Consider the following 19140-nt stretch of genomic DNA (forward strand, 5'->3'; position numbering starts at 1 on the left):
GGGGTGCTCTCCTAGGTGAGGAAGTTCTTCAGCTCGACGACGAGCTTGCGGATGTGGCCGGAGATGACGGGGGTGCCGAGGTCGGAGAAGCGTTGCCGGAACCAGGGGTTGACGCTCTGGTTGCCGGAGCTGTTGACCGAGCCGACCGGGATGAACTTCACCCCGGAGCGGTGTACGGCCTCGATGCCGTCGAACAGCGGCTGGGATCTGTCGAACTCGTAGAAGTCGGAGATCCAGACCATCACCGTGTTGCGCGGCTCGACGATCTTGGGGCGGGCCAGGGCCATGGCGACCGGGCCGTCGTTGCCGCCGCCGAGGTTGGTGCGCAGCAGCACCTCGAACGGGTCGTGCACCCACGGGGTGAGGTCCAGCGCCCGGGTGTCGTACGCGATCAGGTGTACGTCGACCTTGGGCAGGCCGGCGAAGATCGAGGCGAGGATGGTGCAGTTGACCATGGAGTCGACCATCGAGCCGGACTGGTCGACCACCACGATCAGCCGCGACGGGGTGGTCCGCCGGGCGGTCTGCCGGTAGTAGAGCCGGTCGACGTAGAGGCGCTCGTCGTCCGGGCTCCAGTTGGTGAGGTTCTGCCAGATGGTGCGGTCCAGGTCGAGGTTGCGGTAGACCCGCTTCGGCGGGATCGACCTGTCGACGGCGCCGACCGTGGCCTGCGCGACCTGGGTGCGCAGCACCTCGGCGACCTGGTCGACGTAGCGGCGGATCAGCGACTTGGCGTTTGCGAGCGCCACTCCGGACAGGTTGGACTTGTCCCGCAGGAGCTGCTCGATCAGCGACATGCTCGGGGTCAGCCGGGCGGCCAGCGCCGGGTCGGCGAGCACCTCGCGCAACCGCATCCGGGCGACGAGGTCGCCTTCCAGCCCGGCGAGCGTGGCGCCCAGGCCGGTGCCCTCGCGGCGCAACTCGCCGGCCTGCGCGCCGCACGCCTGCTCGAACCAGCCGGCGTCGGCCTGCCAGCGGGCGAGCTGCCCGGCGCTGACCTCGCCGCCGCCGGTGGCGAAGACGTTGAGCAGCAGCTTGGACGCCAGCGCCGCGCGGCGTACCTCGGTCTCGGCCGGCTGGAACGGCCCGGCGGCGGCGGTGTCGTCGCCGGGGGTGAGCAGGCCGCGCAGCTCGCCGGCCAGCGCCGGGAAGCGCTGGACGACGGTGTCGACGGAGACGGCCGGGTCGAGCAGCGCGGCGGGCAGGCCGAGGTCGTCGACGACGGCGACGCTCGCCGACTCCAGCCCGGGTTGCTCGTCGGGGCTGAACAGGCGGGCGAGCAGCCGCCAGTAGAGCACCTGGCGGCGGTTGGCGTGGGTTCGGTCGTCGGTCATCGGCGCAGCAACCGTCCCGCGCGTTCGCGCAGCACCGCGACGGCGTCGCCCGCCTTGGCCTCGGCCTTCGCCGTCTTCGGGTCGGTGACGCCGCACGTCCAGTCGCCGTTGTGCGCCTCGACGGTCTGCTTCCTGACGGTGGCCCGGACCGCGAGGGGTTGCAGCAGCCAGCGGCCGTCGTCCCAGCGCAGTAGGCCCAGGCAGGCGGTGGAGGCGGCGACGAGCGCCGGGGTGAGCGGACCGGCGGCGGGCAGCCGGCCGGTGGCCAGGCGCAGGGGCCGGCCGTCGAGGTCGAGCGCCGGCGCGCCGTCGTCGTCGCGGACGGTGTAGCCCTCGACCAGGACCGGTTCGGCGATCGCGGCGGGGTGGCGCAGCAGCGGCGCTGTCGCCGCGGCGGTGGCGCCGGCGAGCAGCACCCGGGCCGTGGCGAACGGGTCGGCCGGCTCGCCGAGCGTGGCCCGCTCCTCGGCCCAGCGCAGGTCCGCGCCGTGGGCGGTCAGGTCGGTGACGGTGACCGCCCGCCGTTGGGCCAGGGCGGTGAGCAGGATCGGGTACGCCTCCAGCAGCCGCCAGCCGGCCGGGCCGACGATGGTGGCGACCTTCGCCGCGACCACTGTGACCCGGACCAGCCGGACCGTGCCGCCGCCGGCCGGTTCGAGCAGCGCGTGCACCTGTGCCTGGAATGCGGTGTCGTGCTCGTGCACGTCGACGCCGAGAGGTAGCAGACGTCCGGAGACCGGCTCGCCGGGCGCGGTCTCGCCGTGCGCGCCGTGGCTGAGCAGGACGGCGCGGGTCCACAGGTCGGCCCACCGGCGGGCGGGCACCTGCGGCAGGGCCGCCACCGGCAGCGCGGCGCGCAGTTCGGCGGCGAGGCCGTCGAGCAGCACCGCGATGCGGCGTGACGCCGGGTCGGCGAGCGCGGCCTCGACCGGCGCGGCGGCGGCGGAGAGCAGCTCGTGGTCGGCGCCGCGCCAGCCGGCGAGCGCCAGCTCGTGCAGCCAGGCTCGTGCGCCGGCCAGGGCGGGGAGGGACGCGGCCGGGGCGGCGGGCGCGGCGGCCCACGGGGCGCGGGACCGGCCGAGCGCCGTGTCGAGGCGGTCGAGCAGGGCGTCGTGTGCGGCGCCGAGCAGCGCGGAGCGGGCCCCGGCGAGGGCGGCCAGGTGGTCCTCGGTGAGCGCGCCGGTGCGCACCGCGCCGGCCGCCGCGTCCGCCCGTCCGGCCAGCGGCGTACCGCCGACCGCCGCGGCCAGCGCGGCCCAGGCTGCGGCACCGGGCTCGTCGACGCGGGCCAGCCCGGCGGTGAGCGTGTCGTCGGCGCCGTCGACGACGGCGAGCGTCTCGGCCAGCGCGGGGATCGCCTCGTCGTGGAGCTGCGTGAGCTGCGCGGCGAGCATCAGCTCACCCCCGCCGTGGCCGGGAACCAGTGCAGCTCCGGCACCGCCGTGGTGGCGGCCGGGACCTCGAGGTAGGCCAGGTGGCGCAGGAAGCGACTGAACACCACGGCGGCCGGGCCCGGCTCGTGCCGCGCGTCGGTGCGAGCCAGCAGGGCGGTGCCGCCGGCGACGCCGTCGCCCACGTCGACGCGCAGGTAACGGGCGACCTGCTCGGCGCCGTACTGAAGGACCGCCTCGTCGGCCAGCGCGTGCAGGTGCTTGCAGAGCATGCTGCCGCGCAGGCCGCCGCAGGGCCGGTTGTTGTTCGTGCTGCAGTTGACCGCGTGCGTGCCGGCGGTCACCGAGGAGACGTAGACCCGCTCCACGTCGGAGCCGCTGGACACCACCCCCTGCAACCGCCCGTCGGCCAGCTCCACGAAGGGCACCTTGGCCAGCTTGCGGGCCCGCGCGGGCGGCGCCACCCGCAGCACGCTGCGCCGTCGCCACGAGGCGTCCGTCGCCTCCGTCATCTTCCCGACCTCCCCGCCGGCCGGCCGCCGCCGGGCATGCCGGGACGCCGTCGCCGGCCGTGATCCGTGCCGCTGTGACGACAAGGATCATGGACCACGGGTACGACAGGAGCGCCGTCGCGGTCGGGCCGGGAATACCGTGCGGCCCGGCGGGTAGAGGAGAGCGTGGACGAGCCCGAGCCGTCGTGCCCGCGGTGCCCGGGCGGCCGGGGGTGACCGCCGTCGTTCCGGTGGCGCGCCGCCACGCCCGGGAGGCGTACGAGCGGCTGCGGCGGTACTTCATCGTGGCCCTCCAGGCCGGTCTGGCCGCCGGTCTGGCCTGGTACGTGGCCAGCACGCTGCTGAAGAACCCGCAGCCGCTGTTCGCGCCGGCGGCGGCGGTGGGCACCATCGCCGCGGCGATCGGTAACCGGATCCGGCGGACGGCCGAACTGCTCGGTGGCGTGATCCTCGGCGTGCTGGTCGGCGACCTGATCATCAACCTGATCGGGGCGGGTCCGGTGCAGACCGGCCTGGTGGTCGCGCTCGCCATCTCGCTGGCGGTGGTGATCCGGGGCAACGGCGCGGTGATGGTGCAGGCGGGCAGCACGGCTGTCCTGCTGGGCACCGTGGAGCCCAACGCGCCCGACCTGGCGGTGCCGCGTACGGCGAACGCGCTGGTGGGCGGCGCGGTGGCGGTGGTGGTGGCGCTGCTGTTGTTACCGCTGAACCCGGTCCGGGTGGTGCACCGCGCCGCCGGACCCACCCTCGACCTGTTCGCCGACCAGCTGACCGTGACGGCCACGGCGCTCGCCGCCGGTGACGCCGAAGCGGCCGACGCGGCGCTGCTCCGGCTGGAGGCGGCCGAGGTCGAACGACAACAGACCACCGAGGTCGTCGCGGCGGCCCGGGAGGTGACGTCGCTGTCGCCGTGGCGGTGGCGGCGCCGGGCCCAGCTGCGCCGCTACGAGCACGCCGCCGCCCACCTGGAGCTGGCGTACACCAACAGTCGCAACATGGCCCGCCGGGTGGTCGCGCTGCTGGAGGTCGGGGAACCGGTGCCCCCGGCGCTGCCGATCGCGGTCGAGACGTTCGGGCAGTCGCTGCGGCTGCTGCACCGTGACTTCCTGGCCGGCCGTACCCCGGACATCGCCCGCGCGCGGGCGCGGGACGCCGCCGAGCAGGTCGGCTGGGCGCGGGCTGCCGGCCTGGGTTTCTCCGGCACGATCGTCGCCTCGCAGCTGCTGATCGTGGTGGGGGAGCTGTTGCAGGCGTCCGGGATGGCGAAGGCCGAGGCGGACCGGATCACGGGTGTGCACGAGCATCGACCGGACTCCCGCCCGCACCCAAACGACCGTTAAGCTTCGGGTGTGGGAATCGAGGAACTGTACCCCGTCGGGCGTCTTGCCACGGCCCAGCGCGCCACCGCCGCGGCGGGCCTGGACGCGCTGCTGCTCACCCCGGGCTCGGACCTGCGCTACCTGACCGGGTACGACGCCCGCGAGGGGGAGCGGCTGACCTGCCTGGTGCTGCCCGCCGAGGGTGAGCCGACGCTGATCGTGCCGGTGCTGGAGCGGCCGGACGCCGAGGCCGCGCCCGGCACCGGGTACCGGATCGTCGACCACGCCGACGGCACCGACCCGTGGCCGCTGGTGCGGGCGGCGCTGTCCGGCCCGGTCCGCGCGGTCGGGCTGGCCGACCGGATGTGGGCGCAGCAGGTCCTCGCGCTGCGCGACGTGCTGCCCGGCGCGGCCCAGCGCCTCGCCTCCGACGTGCTGCGGGAGATGCGGATCCGCAAGTCGCCGGCCGAGGTGGCAGCGCTGGCCGAGGCGGGCGCCGCGATCGACGCGGTGCACCTGCGGATGGGGCAGTGGCTGCGCCCCGGCCGCACCGAGCGGGAGGTCGCCGCCGACCTCGCCGCCGCGATCCGGGCCGCCGGGCACGCCGCTGTCGACTTCGTCATCGTGGCCGCCGGCCCGAACGGCGCGAGCCCGCACCACGGCACCTCGGACCGCCCGATCGGGGTGGGCGAGCCGGTCGTGGTCGACATCGGCGGCACCATGCCGTCGGGCTACCGCTCCGACTGCACCCGCACGTACGTCGCCGGTGGTCCCGCCCCGGCCGGGTTCGCGGACTACTACGCGGTGCTGCGGGAGGCGCAGCGCGCCGCCGTGGCTGCGGTCGCGCCGGGCGTGACCGCCGAGGCCCTCGACGCGGTCGCCCGCGACATGATCAGCGATGCCGGTTTCGGCGACGCCTTCCTGCACCGCACCGGTCACGGCATCGGCCTCGACGGCCACGAGGAGCCGTACGTGGTGACCGGCAACCCCCGGCCGCTTCAGGCCGGCATGGCTTTCTCGGTCGAACCCGGGATCTACCTCGCCGGGCGGCACGGAGCCCGGATCGAGGACATCGTCGTCTGCACGACGGACGGCGGGCAACGGCTCAACACCACCCCCACGGAGCTCATCGCGCTATGAACGTCGACCGGATCCTGCCCACCGACGAGGCCCACGACCTGCTGGACCTCGCCACCGAACTCGCCGACCGGGAACTGGCCCCGGCCGCCGCCGGTTTCGAGGCCCGCGCCGAGTTCCCCCGGGAGGTGCTGCGCACCCTGGGCCGGGCCGGCCTGCTCGGTCTGCCGTACGCCGAGGAGCACGGCGGCGCCGCCCAGCCGTACGAGGTGTACCTCCAGGTGCTGGAGATCCTCGCCAGCCGGTGGCTGGCAGTGGCCGAGGCGGTCAGCGTGCACACGCTTTCCTGCTACCCGCTGGCCCAGTTCGGCACCGACGAGCAGCGCAAACTGCTGCCGGACATGATCGGCGGGGAGCTGCTCGGCGCGTACTGCCTCTCCGAGCCGCAGGGTGGCTCGGACGCGGCGGCGCTGACCACGCGGGCGGTGCGTGACGGCGAGACGTACGTGGTGACAGGCACCAAGGCGTGGATCACGCACGCCCGGGTGGCCGACTTCTACAACATCTTCTGCCGCACCGGCGGTCCCGGCCCGAAGGGCATCTCCTGCCTGCTGGCCGACCGGTCCACGCCGGGCATCCACCCGCAGGCCGCCGAGCGCACGATGGGCCTGCACGCCTCGCCGATCGCGCAGATCGCCTTCGACGACGCCCGGGTGCCGGCGGAGCGGCTGATCGGCGGCGAGGGCGCCGGGTTCACCATCGCGATGTCAGCGCTGGACTCCGGCCGTCTGGGCATCGCCGCGTGCGCTGTGGGCCTGGCCCAGGGCGCGCTGGACTACGCGGTCGGCTACGCCCGGGAGCGCCGCCAGTTCGGCCGCGCGATCATCGACTTCCAGGGGCTCGGGTTCAACCTGGCCGACGCCGCCACGCAGATCTCGGCCGCGCGGGCGCTCACGCTCGCCGCCGCGCGGCTGCGCGACGCCGGACGCCCGTACTCGATCGAGGCGGCGAAGGCGAAGCTGTTCGCCACGGACGTGGCGATGCGGGTGACCACCGACGCGGTGCAGGTGCTCGGCGGCGCCGGGTACGTCGCCGACCACCCGGTCGAGCGGTACATGCGCGAGGCGAAGGTGCTCCAGATCGTCGAGGGCACCAACCAGATCCAGCGGCTGGTCATCTCCCGCGCGCTGGCGAAGGGCTAGCCTGTCGCGGTGACCTTCCCCCGGATCACCGTGGACCCCGACGTCATGGGGGTGCGCCCTGCGTACGGCAGTCGCGCATCCCCGTGGCCACCCTGCTGGCCATGATGGCCGAGGGCATGTCCGTCACGGACATCCTCACCGACCTGCCGTTCCTGGACGAGGAGGACATGGCGGAGGTGCTGAACTTCGCCGCGGACGCGGTGCGCGACCGGACGGCGCGCTGAGCGTCACCGCGGCGGGCCGGGTGCGGCGTGGGAGCGCTTTTCCAGCTAGGGTGCAGCGCGTGGAGGAGATCGACCGCGCCATCGTCGCCGCGCTGACCGGGGACGGTCGGCTGTCGTACACGGATCTGGCCGAGCGGGTGGGCCTGTCGGTGTCGGCCGTGCACCAGCGGGTCCGCCGGCTGGAGCAGCGCGGGGTGATCAAGGGGTACGCCGCGCGCGTGTCGTTCGAGGCGCTGGACCTGCCGCTGACCGCGTTCGTGGCGATCCGGCCGTTCGACCCGTCGCAGCCGGACGACGCGCCGGAGCGGCTGGCGCACCTGTCCGAGATCGACTCGTGCTACTCGGTGGCGGGGGAGGACTTCTATCTCCTGCTGGTGCGGGTGGCCGGTCCGGCCGACCTGGAACGGGTGCTGCAGGAGATCCGTACCGCCGCGAACGTCACCACGCGCACGACTGTGGTGCTGTCCACGCCGTACGAGAACCGGCCGCCGAAGATCAATGGCGAGCTGACCGGTCGGGGGCGTCCCCGTCCGTCGGCGGAGCCGGCAGGTTCCACCGCCTGACCACCCGCCGGCCGTGCTCGTGACCGAGCACGCTGAGCGTGGCGGTGTCCAGCCGCAGCAGCGCGCCGGCCGAGGGCGGCAGCCCGATCCAGCGCGCCCCGAGCACCCGCAGGCTGTGCCCGTGCCCGACGAGCGCGACGTCGCCGTCCTCCAGCAGCGACGCGACCCGGTCCAGGACACGGTCGAGGCGGGCGCCGACCTGCTCCGGTGACTCCCCGCCGGGCCCGCCGTCGGTCCAGATCGTCCAGCCGGGCCGTTCGGCCTGGATGTCGGCGGTGGTGCGTCCCTCGTACTCGCCGTAGTTCCACTCGGCCAGGTCCGGTTCGATCGCGTCCACGGTGAGCCCGGCCAGGGCGGCGGTGCGGGTGGCGCGCTGCCGGGGGCTGGACAGCACCCGGGCGAAACGCCGGACGGCGAGCAGCGGGGCCAGCGCGCGGGCCTGCCGCTCGCCGTCGGCTGTCAGCTCCAGGTCGGTGTACGAGGTGTGCCGGTGGGCGGCGCTCCACGTGGTCTCGCCGTGCCGGATCAGCAGGATCTCGTTCACCGGCCCAGTCAACCACGGTCGGGCGGCGTCGGCCGGGCGTCGAACCTTCAACCTATCATCCTAGGACGCACTACGCGATGTGCACCGGTCAACGACGTTTCACACGACAGTCACCGGGGACGCGACAGGGGCAAGGCGTAGCCGGACGAGGGAGGGCGACATGAGCTTCACCGACAAGGCGAAGAACAAGGCCCAGGAGATGAGCGGCATGGCCAAGGAGCGCATCGGCGACGTGACGGACAACGAGCGGTTGCGGGCCGAGGGCGCCTCCGAGCAGAGCACGGCGCGCGCCAAGCAGGCCGGGGAGCACGCCAAGCAGGCGGGCCGCGACGTCAAGGACGCCTTCAACAAGTGAGTACGCGAGCGGCGGGCCACCTCAGCGCTGAGGTGGCCCGCCGTCGTGCGGCCTGGGGCCGGGGTCAGTCGTCGCGGTGCGCGAGCCACCAGGCCCGGCCGGCCTCGGGCAGCGTGTCGATCGGGTCGTAGTAGGCGTAGCGCTTGTTCAGCGCCTCCAGGTCGGCCGACTCGATCGAGGTGCGGTAGTTCTTGGTCCAGTACGAGATGCCGCGCTCACGGTCGTAGTCGGTGAGCATGTGCACCCAGCGCTTGCCGACGAACGGCACGTCGCAGACGATCCGCGGGGTGGCGTAGCCGGGCAGGTAGCCCATGATGTCGTGCTGGAGCTGCTGGGCGTGCCAGACCGGGACGCGCCAGTGCTCGGCGTTGGGGATCATGTCGCACATGTAGAAGTAGTACGGCAGGATGCCCGCCTCACCCTGGAGCGCGAAGCAGAGGTCGAGCAGGTCGGCGCTGGTGGCGTTGACGCCGCGCATGAGCACGCCCTGGTTGCGGACGTCGCGTACGCCGACGTCGAGCGCGGTCTGGGCGGCCTTGGCGACCAGCGGGGTCAGCGACTGGGCGTGGTTGACGTGGGTGTGGATGGCCAGGTTGACGCCGCGGCGGGCGGCGGTGCGGGCGACCCGTTCGAGGCCCTCGACCACGTCGGGCTGGAGCCAGTGCTGGGGCAGGCCCATGAGCGCCTTGGTGGCGAGCCGGATGTCGCGGATCGTCTCGATCTCCAGCAGGCGCATCAGGTACGACTCGAGGTTGCGCCACGGCACGTTGGCGACGTCGCCGCCGGAGACGACCACGTCGCGTACGCCGGGGTGGGCCTTGAGGTACGTGATGTGGGCGTCGTAGCGGTCGACGGGCTTGAGGGTGAGCTTGAGCTTGTCGACGGCGGGGGTGGAGTTGCCGACGAGGTCCATGCGGGTGCAGTGGCCGCAGTACTGCGGGCAGGTGGAGAGCAGCTCGGCGAGGACCTTGGTGGGGTAGCGGTGGGTGAGGCCCTCGGCGACCCACATGTCGTGTTCGTGGAGGCTGTCGCGGCTGGCGTACGGGTGGGACGGCCAGTCGGTGCGCCGGTCGGAGGCGACCGGAATCATGTAGCGGCGGATCGGGTCGGCGAGCAGCGCGTCGGTGCTCATCGGTTCGAACGGCACCATGGTGTTGAGCATCTGCGGCGGCACCAGCATGGACATGGTGGCCAGGGCCTTCTGGTCGGCCTCCAGGTCGGCGTAGAAGGTCTCGTCGACGGTGTCGCCGAGGACGGCGCGCAGCTGCTTGATGTTCTTGACGCAGTTGACCCGCTGCCACTGGGCGCTCTCCCACTGGTCGCGGGTGATGTGGCGCCAGCCGGGGAAGCGGGTCCAGTCGGGTTCGACGAGGGGCGCGCGGCGGTATTCGTAGGGCTGTCCGGCGGCCGGGACGGTGGCCGGCGCGTGGCGGGGCGTCGGGATGGTCTCCACCGGTTGGGTCTGGGTCACGGCCCCTCCTCGTCAGTGTGCGGGTTGATCAACGGTTGCGAAGGCTACTGGAAAATCTGCGGTGAAGAAATTAGTCTGCCGTAAGTTTTCCCGCGACGCGACCCCTGGCCGGGGGTTCGGGCGGCTGGACATAGGGGGTCGGCGTGACGTCACCGGTGGGTCTGCACCGAGTCGTGGAACCGGCGGGGGTGCTCCCGCAGGCGGCCTGGCGGTTGGACCCGGACCCGCGGATCGCGGCGAACGAGGTGCGGATCCGGGTCGAGCGGCTGAACCTGGACGCGGCGAGTTTCCGGCAGCTGGCGGAGAAGCACGGCGGCGACGGGGAGAAGGTCCGCGCCGAGGTGCTGGAGATCGTGTCGGCCCGGGGGAAGATGCAGAACCCGGTGACCGGTTCCGGCGGCATGCTGATCGGCACCGTCGAGGAGGCGGGCCGCCGGTCGCCGCTGGGGCTGAAGGCGGGTGACCGGGTGGCGACGCTCGTGTCGCTGACGCTGACGCCGCTGACGATCCTCGACGGGCTGGCCCGCTGGGACGGGCGCAGCGAGCAGGTGCCGTGCGACGGGTACGCGATCCTGTTCGCCCGGTCGATCGCGGCGGTGCTGCCGCCGGACCTGCACCCCGAGTTGTCCCTGGCGGTGCTGGACGTGTGCGGGGCGCCGGCGTTGACGGCGCGGGTGGTGGCCGAGCAGGTGGCGCGGCGCTCGCGTGAGGGTGATCCGCGTCCGGTGTCGGTGGCGGTGATCGGCGGGGCCGGCAAGAGCGGGTCGTTGTCGCTCGCGGCGGCGCGGCGGGCGGGCGCCGCCCGTACCGTCGGGGTGGTTCCGGTGGCGTCGGAGTGGGACGCGCTGACGGCGGCCGGGCTGGCCGACGTGGTGGCGCTGGCTGACGCGCGGGATCCGGTGGGGCTGTCGACGGCGGTGACGACGGCGCTGGGTGTGCCGGCGGACGTGACTGTGGTGTGCGTGGACGTGCCGGGGTGTGAGCACGGTGCGGTGCTGGCCACGGCGGACGGCGGTACGGTGATCTTCTTCTCGATGGCGACGAGCTTCGCGGCGGCGGCGCTGGGCGCGGAGGGCCTGGCGGCGGACGTGACGATGCTGGTGGGCAACGGGTACGTGCCGGGACATGCGGCGCTGGCGCTGGATCTGTTGCGTGCCGAGCCGGGGGTGCGCGGTCTGTTCGAGGCTCGTCTGGCGGCAGACTGAGACCATGACGAACCCCTCGACGCTGTATCGCGGTGGAGTGCTGCACTGTCCGGCGGACCCGAGCGCGACGGCGCTGCTGGTGCGGGACGGGCGGATCGCCTGGTTGGGTACTGATGCGGACGCGCCGCGGGCGGACCGGGTGGTGGAGCTGGGCGGTGCGCTGGTGACGCCGGCGTTCGTGGACGCGCACGTGCACGCTACCGATACCGGGTTGGCGTTGTCGGGGCTTGAGCTGTCGGCGGTGCGGTCGGCGGGTGAGCTGCTGGAGGCGGTGTCGGCGTTCGCGGCGGGCCTGCCGGGTGACGCGGTGGTGCTGGGGCACGGCTGGGACGAGTCGGGCTGGGCGGATCCGGCGTTGCCGGACGCGGCGGCGCTGGACCGGGCGGCCGGTGGGCGGCGGGTGTATCTGTCGCAGGCGTCGATCCATTCGGCGCTGGTGTCGGCGGCGTTGCTGGCGGCGTGTCCGGACGTGGTGTCGGCGGCCGGGTACGAGGCGTCGGGGTGGCTGCGGCGCGACGCGCATCACGTGGTGCGGGCGGCGGCGTTCGCGTCGGTGACGCGGGTGCAGCGGGTGGCGGCGCAGCGGCGGGCCCTCGAACACGCGGCGTCGCTGGGTGTGGCGGCGGTGCACGAGTGCGGTGGTCCGGACATCTCCGACGAGGAGGACTTCACCGGGCTGCTGGCGATCTCGGGGGCCGGGGTGCCGGAGGTGTACGGGTACTGGGGTGAGCTGCTGGGTGCGGCGAGGGCCCGGGAGTTGGGTGCGGTGGGTGCGGGTGGTGACCTGTTCGCCGACGGGGCGCTGGGGTCGCGGACGGCGCACGTGTCGGCGGCGTACCTGGACGGTGAGGCGGGGGCGTGCGGGCACGGGTACGTGTCGGCGGAGCAGGTGCGTGATCATCTGCTGGACTGTGCGGCGCACGGGTTGCAGGGCGGGTTCCACGCGATCGGGGACGCGGCGATCGGGACGGTGCTTCAGGGGTTCGGGCTGGCGGCGCGGTCGGTTGGTGTGGACCGGTTGCGTGCGGCCCGGCACCGGGTGGAGCACGCGGAGATCATGAGCAAGGTGTTGATCGCCGGGTTCGTGGAGTACGGGATCGTGGCGTCGATGCAGCCGGCGTTCGACAGGTTGTGGGGCGGCGCGGGCCGGATGTACGAGTCGCGGCTGGGGTTGGCCCGGTCGCTGGAGTCGAATCCGATGGGCGCGATGCACGGCGTCGGTGTGGCGTTGGCGTTCGGGTCGGACTCGCCGGTGACGCCGATCGATCCGTGGGGGTCGGTGCGGGCGGCGGCGGCGCATCACAACCCGGCGCAGCGGATGAGTGTGCGGGCGGCGTTCGCGGCGCACACCCGCGGCGGGTGGCGGGCGGTGCACCTGGACAACGAGGGTGTGCTGGCGTTGGGGGCGCCGGCGACGTTCGCGGTGTGGGACACCCCGGCGGGCGTGGAGCGGGGGCTGCCGGTGGTGCTGGCGGAGGATCCGGAGTTGCGGGGCGCGGACGATCCGACGCCGCTGCCGGTGTGCCGGGCCACCGTGTTGCGCGGTGACGTGATCTATCAGGAAGGGTCTTCGTGACAGGGAAGCTTGGGCTGGATCCGGCGCTGGTGGCGCGGGCGCGGGAGTTGGCGCGCCGGGCCGGGCAGCCGGTGGTGGATCTGGCGCGCAGTCACACCACTGTGTCGGTGGAGCGGGCGGTGCTGCGGCTGGCCGGGGTGGCCGGCGCGGACCCGGACGGTATTCCGTGGGTGAACCGGCTCGTGGACGCGGTGGTCGCGGACGTGGGGCTGGGGCACGGGGTGGCGGCGCCGGTGTTCGACGCGCTGGCGCGGGAGGGCATCGCGGATGTGACGTTGCTGGCGCAGAAGGCGGCGGCCGGGTCGGTGCGGTTCGCGCAGCCGTCGGGGAAGGCGGCGACGGCGGCGCGGCGGGCGTCGCGTAAGGCGGTGGCGGCGGGGATCCGCAGCATCGACCGGCGGCGCGCGGAGCGGGACCGGCTGGTGAGGCGGTTCGGTGATCCGGAGCGGCGGCCGTGGATCTACCTGATCGTGGCGACCGGTGACATCTACGAGGACATCCCGCAGGCGCAGGCGGCGGCGCGGGCCGGCGCTGATGTGATCGCGGTGATCCGGTCGACGGGGCAGTCGCTGCTGGACTACGTGCCGGAGGGGGCGACCCGGGAGGGTTTCGCGGGCACGTACGCGACGCAGGAGAACTTCCGGTTGATGCGGTCGGCGCTGGACGAGTCGTCGCGTGAGCTGGGCCGGTACGTGCGGTTGACGAACTACGCGTCGGGTCTGTGCATGCCGGAGATGGCGACGCTGGCCGGGTTGGAGCGTCTGGACATGATGCTCAACGACTCGATGTACGGGATCCTGTTCCGCGACATCAACCCGATCCGCACGTTCGTGGACCAGCGGTTCTCGCGGCAGGTGCACGCGCGGGCGGGCATCATCATCAACACCGGTGAGGACAACTACCTGACCACCGCGGACGCGGTGGACGAGGCGCACACGGTGACTGTGTCGCAGTTGCTCAACGAGTTCTTCGCGCACGAGGCGGGGCTGGCGGACTGGCAGTTGGGGCTGGGGCACGCGTTCGAGATCAACCCGGATGTGCCGGAGTCGTTCCGGTTGGAGCTGGCGCACGCGTTGCTGGCGCGGGAGTTGTTCCCGGACGCGCCGTTGAAGTGGATGCCGCCGACGAAGCACATGACCGGTGACGTGTTCCGGGGCAACCTGCTGGACGGGTTCTTCAACCTGGTGGGCACGATGACCGGGCAGGGGATCCTGCTGGTGGGGATGATGACCGAGGCGGTGGTGACGCCGTGGCTGTCGGACCGGGACATCGCCCTGCAGAACGTGCGGTACGTGCTGGGCGCGGCGGGCGGGTTGCACGAGGACTTCGTGCCGGCGCCGGGTGGGTTCATCCAGGAGCGGGCGCACCGGGTGCTCGGTGAGGCGGTGGATCTGCTGGAGCGCATCGGGGACCAGTCGTTGCTGACGGCGATCGCCGAGGGCACGTTCGGGATCATGAAGCGGCCGGCGGACCGGGGCAAGGGCCTGGACGGGGTGGCGCGGCACGAGGCGGACTACTACAACCCGGCCACGGAGATCCTGGAGCAACCCTCATGAGTGAGAAGACGGTCGTGCGGCCGTACGGGGACACCACCGGTGACGGCATGGTGCAGGTGTCGTTCACGTTGCCGGTGCCGCACGACAAGCGGGCCGAGGGCGCGGCGGTGCAGCTGGCCAACCGGATGGGCATGGACCCGGCGATGCTGGTGCACGCCAAGCCGATCGGTGACGGGTTCACGTTCTTCGTGGTGTACGGGCGGGTGAACCACCTGGTTGACCTGTCGAAGGTGCAGGTGGTGGAGCGTGACTATCCGCTGCTGCCGGCCAAGGAGGTCAACGCGGTGGTGAAGCGGCGGCTGCGCCGCAAGCTGTCGGTGGTGGGCGCCTGCATCGGCACGGACGCGCACACCGTGGGCATCGACGCGATCCTCAACGTCAAGGGCATCGCCGGCGAGAAGGGCCTGGAGTACTACCGGGAGCTGAAGGTCACGAACCTGGGTGCGCAGGTGAGTGTGCCGGAGCTGGTCGAGGCGGCCCGGCGGGAACGCGCCGACGCGGTGCTGGTGTCGCAGGTGGTGACGCAGCGTGACGCGCACCTGCACAACACGCGGGAGATGTCGGCGGCGTTCCGGGAGGCGATGCCGGCCGGGAAGCGGCCGCTGCTGATCGTCGGCGGGCCGCGGTTCGACGAGACGATGACCGGCGAGCTGGGCGTGGATCGGATCTTCGGCCGCGGCACCACCCCGGGCGAGGTCGCCAGTTACCTCGTGCATGCCCTGATCACCTCCAGGAAGGCGAATACCTGATGAGCGATCCGCGTGTCGGTCTGACAGTCACCCACCGCCGGTACGTGCCGTACTCCCACGCCCACTACGCGGGCAACCTGGTCGACGGGGCGTACGCGCTGGGCTTGTTCGGGGACGTGGCGACCGAGGTGTGCATCCGCACCGACGGCGACGAGGGGTTGTTCGCCTCGTACGCCGACGTGCAGTTCCGGGCGCCGATGAAGGCGGGTGACGTGCTGGAGGTGACCGCGGCTGTGACCCGGGTGGGCACCCGCAGCCGCACGATCGACTTCGCCGCCACGGTGGTGTGCCGGGGCCGCCCGGACAAGGGCGAGTCGGCCGCCGAGGTGCTCGACGAGCCGATCGTGGCGGTCACCGCGACCGGCACGGTGGTCGTGCCGCCGTCACCGTGAGCGCGAGGAGCGAGCCGGTGTTGCGAGCCCCGCAGTCGCGAACAGAGGACGGCCCAGCGTGAGCGCGAGGAGCGAGCCGGTGTCGCGAGCCCCGCAGTCGCGCACGAAGGACGGCCCAGCGTGAGCGCCGTCGTCTGCGCCGACGTCGGGTCGACGTACACGAAGGCGGCGGTGGTGGACCTCGACGGCGGCCGGCTGGTCGCGGCGGCGTCGGCGCCCACCACGGTGGGCACGGATGTGCTGCACGGCCTGGACGCCGCGGTCGGCGCGGCCACCGCGTCGGCCGGGGTCGCCGAGGTGCCCTGGTACGTGTGTTCGTCGGCCGGGGGTGGGCTGCGCCTGGCGGTGGTGGGTTACGAGCCGCTGGTGACCGCTCAGGCGGGCCGGCGGGTCGGTCTGTCGGCGGGCGCGAACGTGGTCCACGTCGCCGCGGGACGTCTGGGTGGGGCGGACGTGGCGGCGTTGCGGGCGGCCCGCCCGGACGTGGTGCTGCTCGTCGGTGGCACCGACGGCGGGGACGCCGAGACGGTGACGCACAACGCGACGCGGCTGGCGAAGGCCCGCTTCCGGGTGCCGGTGGTCCTGGCGGGCAACGCCGACGTGCGTGCCGACCTGTACGCGCTGCTGGCGGGCGCGGGGGTGCCGGTGACGGTGGCGGACAACGTGCTGCCCCGCATCGGGGTGCTGGAGCCGGCGTCGGCGCGGGCGGCGATCCGGGGGGTGTTCCTGCGGCACGTCATCGGCGGCAAGAAGCTGTCCCGGGGTACGCGGTTCGCGCGGCTGGTCCGCGCCGCCACCCCCGACGCGGTGCTCACCGGCGTGGAGGTCCTGGCCGGGACGCTCGGCGGTGACCTCGCAGTGGTGGACGTGGGCGGGGCCACCACCGACGTGTACTCGGTGCTCACCCCCGACGAGCGGGACAGCGGCCCGAGTCAGGAGGTCGCCGGGACGCTGTGGCGGGCCCGCACCGTCGAGGGCGACCTGGGTATGCGGTGGAGCGCGCCGGGTGTGGTGCGCGCCGCGGTCGAGGAGCGGCTGCTCGACGCGGCCGAGGAGGCGGAGCTGACGGTGGCGGCGGCGGTACGGGCCGCCGACCCGGGGTTCCTGCCCGCCGGTGACGGCGAGCGGGCCGTGGACCGGCGCATCGCGGCGCTGGCGGCGACTGTGGCGTTGCGGCGGCACGCCCGGGGTGCGGCGACGGGGGAGCGGGCCGGGCGGGACCTGCGGGAGGTGAAGCTGCTCGTCGGCTCCGGCGGGGTGCTGCGGCACGCCGACCCGGGTGACGCGGCGGCGGTGCTCGACGCGGTGCTGACCGACCACGCGGGCGGGTGGGCGTTGCCGCGGGCGGCCCGGCCGGTCGTCGACGTGGACTACGTGCTGGCCGCCGCGGGGCTGCTCGCCGAGGAGCATCCGGGTGCGGCGGCGGCGATGCTGCGGCACCACCTCGGTGCCTGAAGCAGCCTCAGGAATCGAGACGCGCCGACGCGACACGCCGTGTCGCAACACACGACAGGCCCGGGTGGGTTGACAGCGGCGGGGGTCTACGCCGTACCGTCTTTGAGTCCTACCACGGGAAGCGGCTGTTGTTCGCTTCGTCCCTTCGTCCGCTGGCCGAGCGACCGGAAGGTTGCGGCGGCCAGGTCCAGCGGGCGGGGGTCGGCGGGGCGGCGCGAACCGGCCGCGGTTACCGGTGTACGGGCAGGGTGAGAGGCACGGCCAGTAGACAACGGCCAGGCGGGGGCAGCCAGTCCACGTCGGGTCGGTCCGAAGGTCGGCGCCGATCGCCTTCGTCCCACCGGCCGGGAAGGGCCTGGGAGCATCGGGGCGCGGCTTCGGCCGCGCCCCGATTTCATCCCCCCGGATGTTCCCGTGTCAGCGGCCGAGCCGCCGGTAGCGGCGCACCGCCGCCGGGGCGGCCACCGCGATCAGCGCCAGCGGCCAGGCGACCGCCAGTGCCAGCGCGTGCCGGGCCGGCCACGAGTCCCCGCCCAGGCCCGGGTTGCCGAACAGGTCCCGGGCCGCCGCCACCGTCGCCGACAGCGGGTTCCAGGCGGCGATCGCGCCCAGCCAGTCCGGCATCAGCTCCGGTGCCACGAACACGTTGGACAGCGCGGTCAGCGGGAACGCCAGCGGGAACACCACCACCGCGACCGTGTCCGGGTTCGGCACGAGCAGCCCGAACAGGATGCCCAGCCAGGTCATCGCGACGCGCAGCAGCAGGATCAGCGCCACCGCCGTCAGCGCCGGGCCGACGCCCTCGCGCCACTGCCAGCCCACCAGCAGCCCGCACACCACCAGCGTGGTCATCTCCAGGCACGCGCGTACCAGGTCGGCGCTCGCGCGGCCGGACAGCAGCGCCGAACGGGCCATCGGCAGTGACCGGAACCGGTCCATCACGCCGCGGGCGGCGTCCACCGCGACGGCCGACGCGGTCGCGCCGAGGCCGTAGAGCATCGTCATGACGAACACGCCCGGCAGCAGGAACTCCCGGTAGCTGCCGTCGCCCGGCACGGACATGCCGCTGCCGAACACGTAGCCGAACACCAGCACGAACATGATCGGCAGGCTGAAGTAGAGGATGATCTCCTCCGGGGCGCGCACCACGTGCCGCATGTTCCGCCCGGCCATCAGCCACCCGTCGGTCAGCGCCCTCACGACGCCACCCCCACCCGCTGCGCGTCGGCGTGGCCGCCGGTCAGCCGCAGGAACGCCTCGTCCAGCGTCGGGCGGCGGACCAGGACGTCCTCCACGGCGATCCCGGCGTCGTCGAGGGCCCGCAGCACGGCGGTGAGCACGGCGATCCGGTCGGCCACCGGCGCGTCGACGCGCCGCAGCTCCGCGTCGGCAGTCGCGGTCGCGCCGGTGGCGCGTTCCACCACCGCCGCCGCGGCGGGCAGGTCCGCCGCGTCGCGGACCACCAGTTCCAGCCGGTCGGCGCCGATGCGGGCCTTCAACCGCTCCGGGGTGCCCTCGGCCACGACCCGGCCGGCGTCGATGACGCACACCCGGTCGGCGAGGTGGTCGGCCTCCTGCAGATATTGTGTGGTCAGCAGCACAGTGGTGCCGTCGGCGACCAGTTCCCGCACCGCCGTCCACAGGCCGTTGCGGCTGCGCGGGTCCAGGCCGGTGGTCGGCTCGTCGAGGAACAGCACCCGCGGCGGCACCACCAGGCTGGCGGCGAGGTCCAGGCGGCGGCGCATCCCACCGGAGTAGCCGCCCGCCGACCGGTCCGCCGCCTCGGTCAGGCCGAACCGGTCCAGCAGCTCCTCGGCGCGGCGGCGGGCCCGGCGCGCGGACAGCCGCCGCAGCCGCCCGAACAGCATCAGGTTCTGCCGTCCGCTGAGCACCTCGTCGACCGCCGCGTACTGGCCGGTCAGGCTGATCGCGGCACGCACCCGGTCCGGGTCGGTGGCGACGTCGTACCCGGCCACCCTGGCCCGGCCGGCGTCGAAACGCAGCAGCGTGGTGAGGATCCGCACCGCGGTGGTCTTGCCCGCCCCGTTCGGGCCGAGCACCCCATACACGGTGCCGGCCGGCACGGCCAGGTCGAAGCCGTCCAGGGCGGTGGTGCGTCCGTACGTTTTTCGTATCCCGTCGGCTAGCACGGCCGTCGCGTCGTCGGTCATGGGAGTCAGCGTCACCGGCGGCGCTGACCGGGCGCGTACCGCGC

Annotated in this window: 19 protein-coding genes; 12 read left to right on the forward strand and 7 right to left on the reverse strand. The window is 73.6% G+C overall.

Annotated features, from left to right (window positions below):
- Nucleotides 1–11 precede the first annotated feature (11 nt).
- Genes O7622_RS19280 through O7622_RS19290 form a run of 3 tightly spaced genes read right to left on the reverse strand, consistent with a single transcriptional unit; the run spans nt 12 to nt 3198 of the window.
- A complete protein-coding gene (locus tag O7622_RS19280; protein ID WP_121684169.1) occupies nt 12–1334 on the reverse strand; it encodes a VWA domain-containing protein in 1323 nt (440 codons plus the stop codon).
- A complete protein-coding gene (locus O7622_RS19285; protein WP_282309555.1) occupies nt 1331–2728 on the reverse strand; it encodes a hypothetical protein in 1398 nt (465 codons plus the stop codon). Before O7622_RS19285 ends, O7622_RS19280 begins: the two co-directional genes overlap by 4 nt.
- Nucleotides 2728–3198, reverse strand: coding sequence for a hypothetical protein (locus tag O7622_RS19290; protein ID WP_282314181.1), 471 nt, complete (start codon nt 3196–3198; stop codon nt 2728–2730). The genes O7622_RS19285 and O7622_RS19290 overlap by 1 nt, the downstream gene beginning before the upstream one ends.
- Before the next feature lie 251 nt (nt 3199–3449).
- Between O7622_RS19290 and O7622_RS19295 the strand changes: the two genes are divergently transcribed.
- From O7622_RS19295 to O7622_RS19315, 5 genes are all read left to right on the forward strand, one after another.
- Nucleotides 3450–4577 carry an FUSC family protein gene (locus tag O7622_RS19295; RefSeq protein ID WP_282309556.1) on the forward strand — a complete coding sequence of 376 codons (1128 nt, stop codon included), beginning with the start codon at nt 3450–3452 and terminating at the stop codon, nt 4575–4577.
- Nucleotides 4578–4586: 9 nt separating this feature from the next.
- Nucleotides 4587–5696, forward strand: coding sequence for a Xaa-Pro peptidase family protein (locus O7622_RS19300; protein ID WP_282309557.1), 1110 nt, complete (start codon nt 4587–4589; stop codon nt 5694–5696).
- A complete protein-coding gene (locus tag O7622_RS19305) occupies nt 5693–6835 on the forward strand; it encodes an acyl-CoA dehydrogenase family protein (protein WP_282309558.1) in 1143 nt (380 codons plus the stop codon). Before O7622_RS19300 ends, O7622_RS19305 begins: the two co-directional genes overlap by 4 nt.
- A gap of 83 nt (nt 6836–6918) precedes the next feature.
- Nucleotides 6919–7059, forward strand: coding sequence for a DUF433 domain-containing protein (locus O7622_RS19310; protein WP_282309559.1), 141 nt, complete (start codon nt 6919–6921; stop codon nt 7057–7059).
- Between the two features lie 59 nt (nt 7060–7118).
- Nucleotides 7119–7622 (forward strand): Lrp/AsnC family transcriptional regulator, encoded by a 504-nt coding sequence (locus O7622_RS19315; protein ID WP_120569948.1) that lies wholly within the window; start codon nt 7119–7121, stop codon nt 7620–7622.
- Here O7622_RS19315 and O7622_RS19320 read toward each other — a convergent pair.
- The gene (locus tag O7622_RS19320; RefSeq protein WP_282309560.1) at nt 7555–8166 is read right to left on the reverse strand and encodes a histidine phosphatase family protein; all 612 of its coding nucleotides are present in this window, start codon (nt 8164–8166) and stop codon (nt 7555–7557) included. The genes O7622_RS19315 and O7622_RS19320 overlap by 68 nt on opposite strands.
- Nucleotides 8167–8326: 160 nt before the next feature.
- Here O7622_RS19320 and O7622_RS19325 point away from each other — a divergent pair, with 160 nt between their 5' ends.
- Nucleotides 8327–8521 (forward strand): CsbD family protein, encoded by a 195-nt coding sequence (locus O7622_RS19325; RefSeq protein ID WP_013286274.1) that lies wholly within the window; start codon nt 8327–8329, stop codon nt 8519–8521.
- 64 nt (nt 8522–8585) lie between these two features.
- Here the strand turns inward: O7622_RS19325 and O7622_RS19330 are convergent, their stop codons facing one another.
- Nucleotides 8586–9992, reverse strand: coding sequence for a lysine 2,3-aminomutase (locus O7622_RS19330; protein WP_282309561.1), 1407 nt, complete (start codon nt 9990–9992; stop codon nt 8586–8588).
- Nucleotides 9993–10135: 143 nt separating this feature from the next.
- Between O7622_RS19330 and O7622_RS19335 the strand changes: the two genes are divergently transcribed.
- From O7622_RS19335 to O7622_RS19360, 6 genes are all read left to right on the forward strand, one after another.
- Nucleotides 10136–11197 carry a zinc-binding alcohol dehydrogenase gene (locus O7622_RS19335; RefSeq protein WP_282309562.1) on the forward strand — a complete coding sequence of 354 codons (1062 nt, stop codon included), beginning with the start codon at nt 10136–10138 and terminating at the stop codon, nt 11195–11197.
- A 4-nt stretch (nt 11198–11201) separates the two neighbouring features.
- Nucleotides 11202–12773: an amidohydrolase family protein gene (locus O7622_RS19340; RefSeq protein ID WP_282309563.1), complete on the forward strand. Its 1572-nt coding sequence runs from the start codon at nt 11202–11204 to the stop codon at nt 12771–12773.
- Complete coding sequence (locus tag O7622_RS19345) at nt 12770–14329, forward strand: lysine 5,6-aminomutase subunit alpha (RefSeq protein ID WP_282309564.1); 1560 nt, start codon at nt 12770–12772, stop codon at nt 14327–14329. The genes O7622_RS19340 and O7622_RS19345 overlap by 4 nt, the downstream gene beginning before the upstream one ends.
- Entirely contained in the window at nt 14326–15078 is a 753-nt protein-coding gene (locus O7622_RS19350; RefSeq protein ID WP_282309565.1) for an OAM dimerization domain-containing protein, read from the forward strand. Before O7622_RS19345 ends, O7622_RS19350 begins: the two co-directional genes overlap by 4 nt.
- The gene (locus O7622_RS19355; protein ID WP_282309566.1) at nt 15078–15470 is read left to right on the forward strand and encodes a hotdog domain-containing protein; all 393 of its coding nucleotides are present in this window, start codon (nt 15078–15080) and stop codon (nt 15468–15470) included. Before O7622_RS19350 ends, O7622_RS19355 begins: the two co-directional genes overlap by 1 nt.
- 120 nt (nt 15471–15590) lie before the next feature.
- Nucleotides 15591–16925: a glutamate mutase L gene (locus O7622_RS19360; RefSeq protein WP_282309567.1), complete on the forward strand. Its 1335-nt coding sequence runs from the start codon at nt 15591–15593 to the stop codon at nt 16923–16925.
- Between the two features lie 417 nt (nt 16926–17342).
- On the opposite strand, the gene O7622_RS19365 is transcribed toward O7622_RS19360, so the two are convergent.
- Together O7622_RS19365 and O7622_RS19370 are read right to left on the reverse strand one after the other, a co-directional pair.
- On the reverse strand, nt 17343–18125 hold the full coding sequence (locus O7622_RS19365; RefSeq protein WP_282309568.1) for an ABC transporter permease: 783 nt from the start codon (nt 18123–18125) through the stop codon (nt 17343–17345).
- A complete protein-coding gene (locus O7622_RS19370) occupies nt 18122–19096 on the reverse strand; it encodes an ATP-binding cassette domain-containing protein (protein WP_282309569.1) in 975 nt (324 codons plus the stop codon). Before O7622_RS19370 ends, O7622_RS19365 begins: the two co-directional genes overlap by 4 nt.
- Nucleotides 19097–19140: the final 44 nt, after the last annotated feature.

Source organism: Micromonospora sp. WMMD1076, from assembly GCF_029581475.1.
GTDB classification, from domain to species: domain Bacteria; phylum Actinomycetota; class Actinomycetes; order Mycobacteriales; family Micromonosporaceae; genus Micromonospora; species Micromonospora aurantiaca.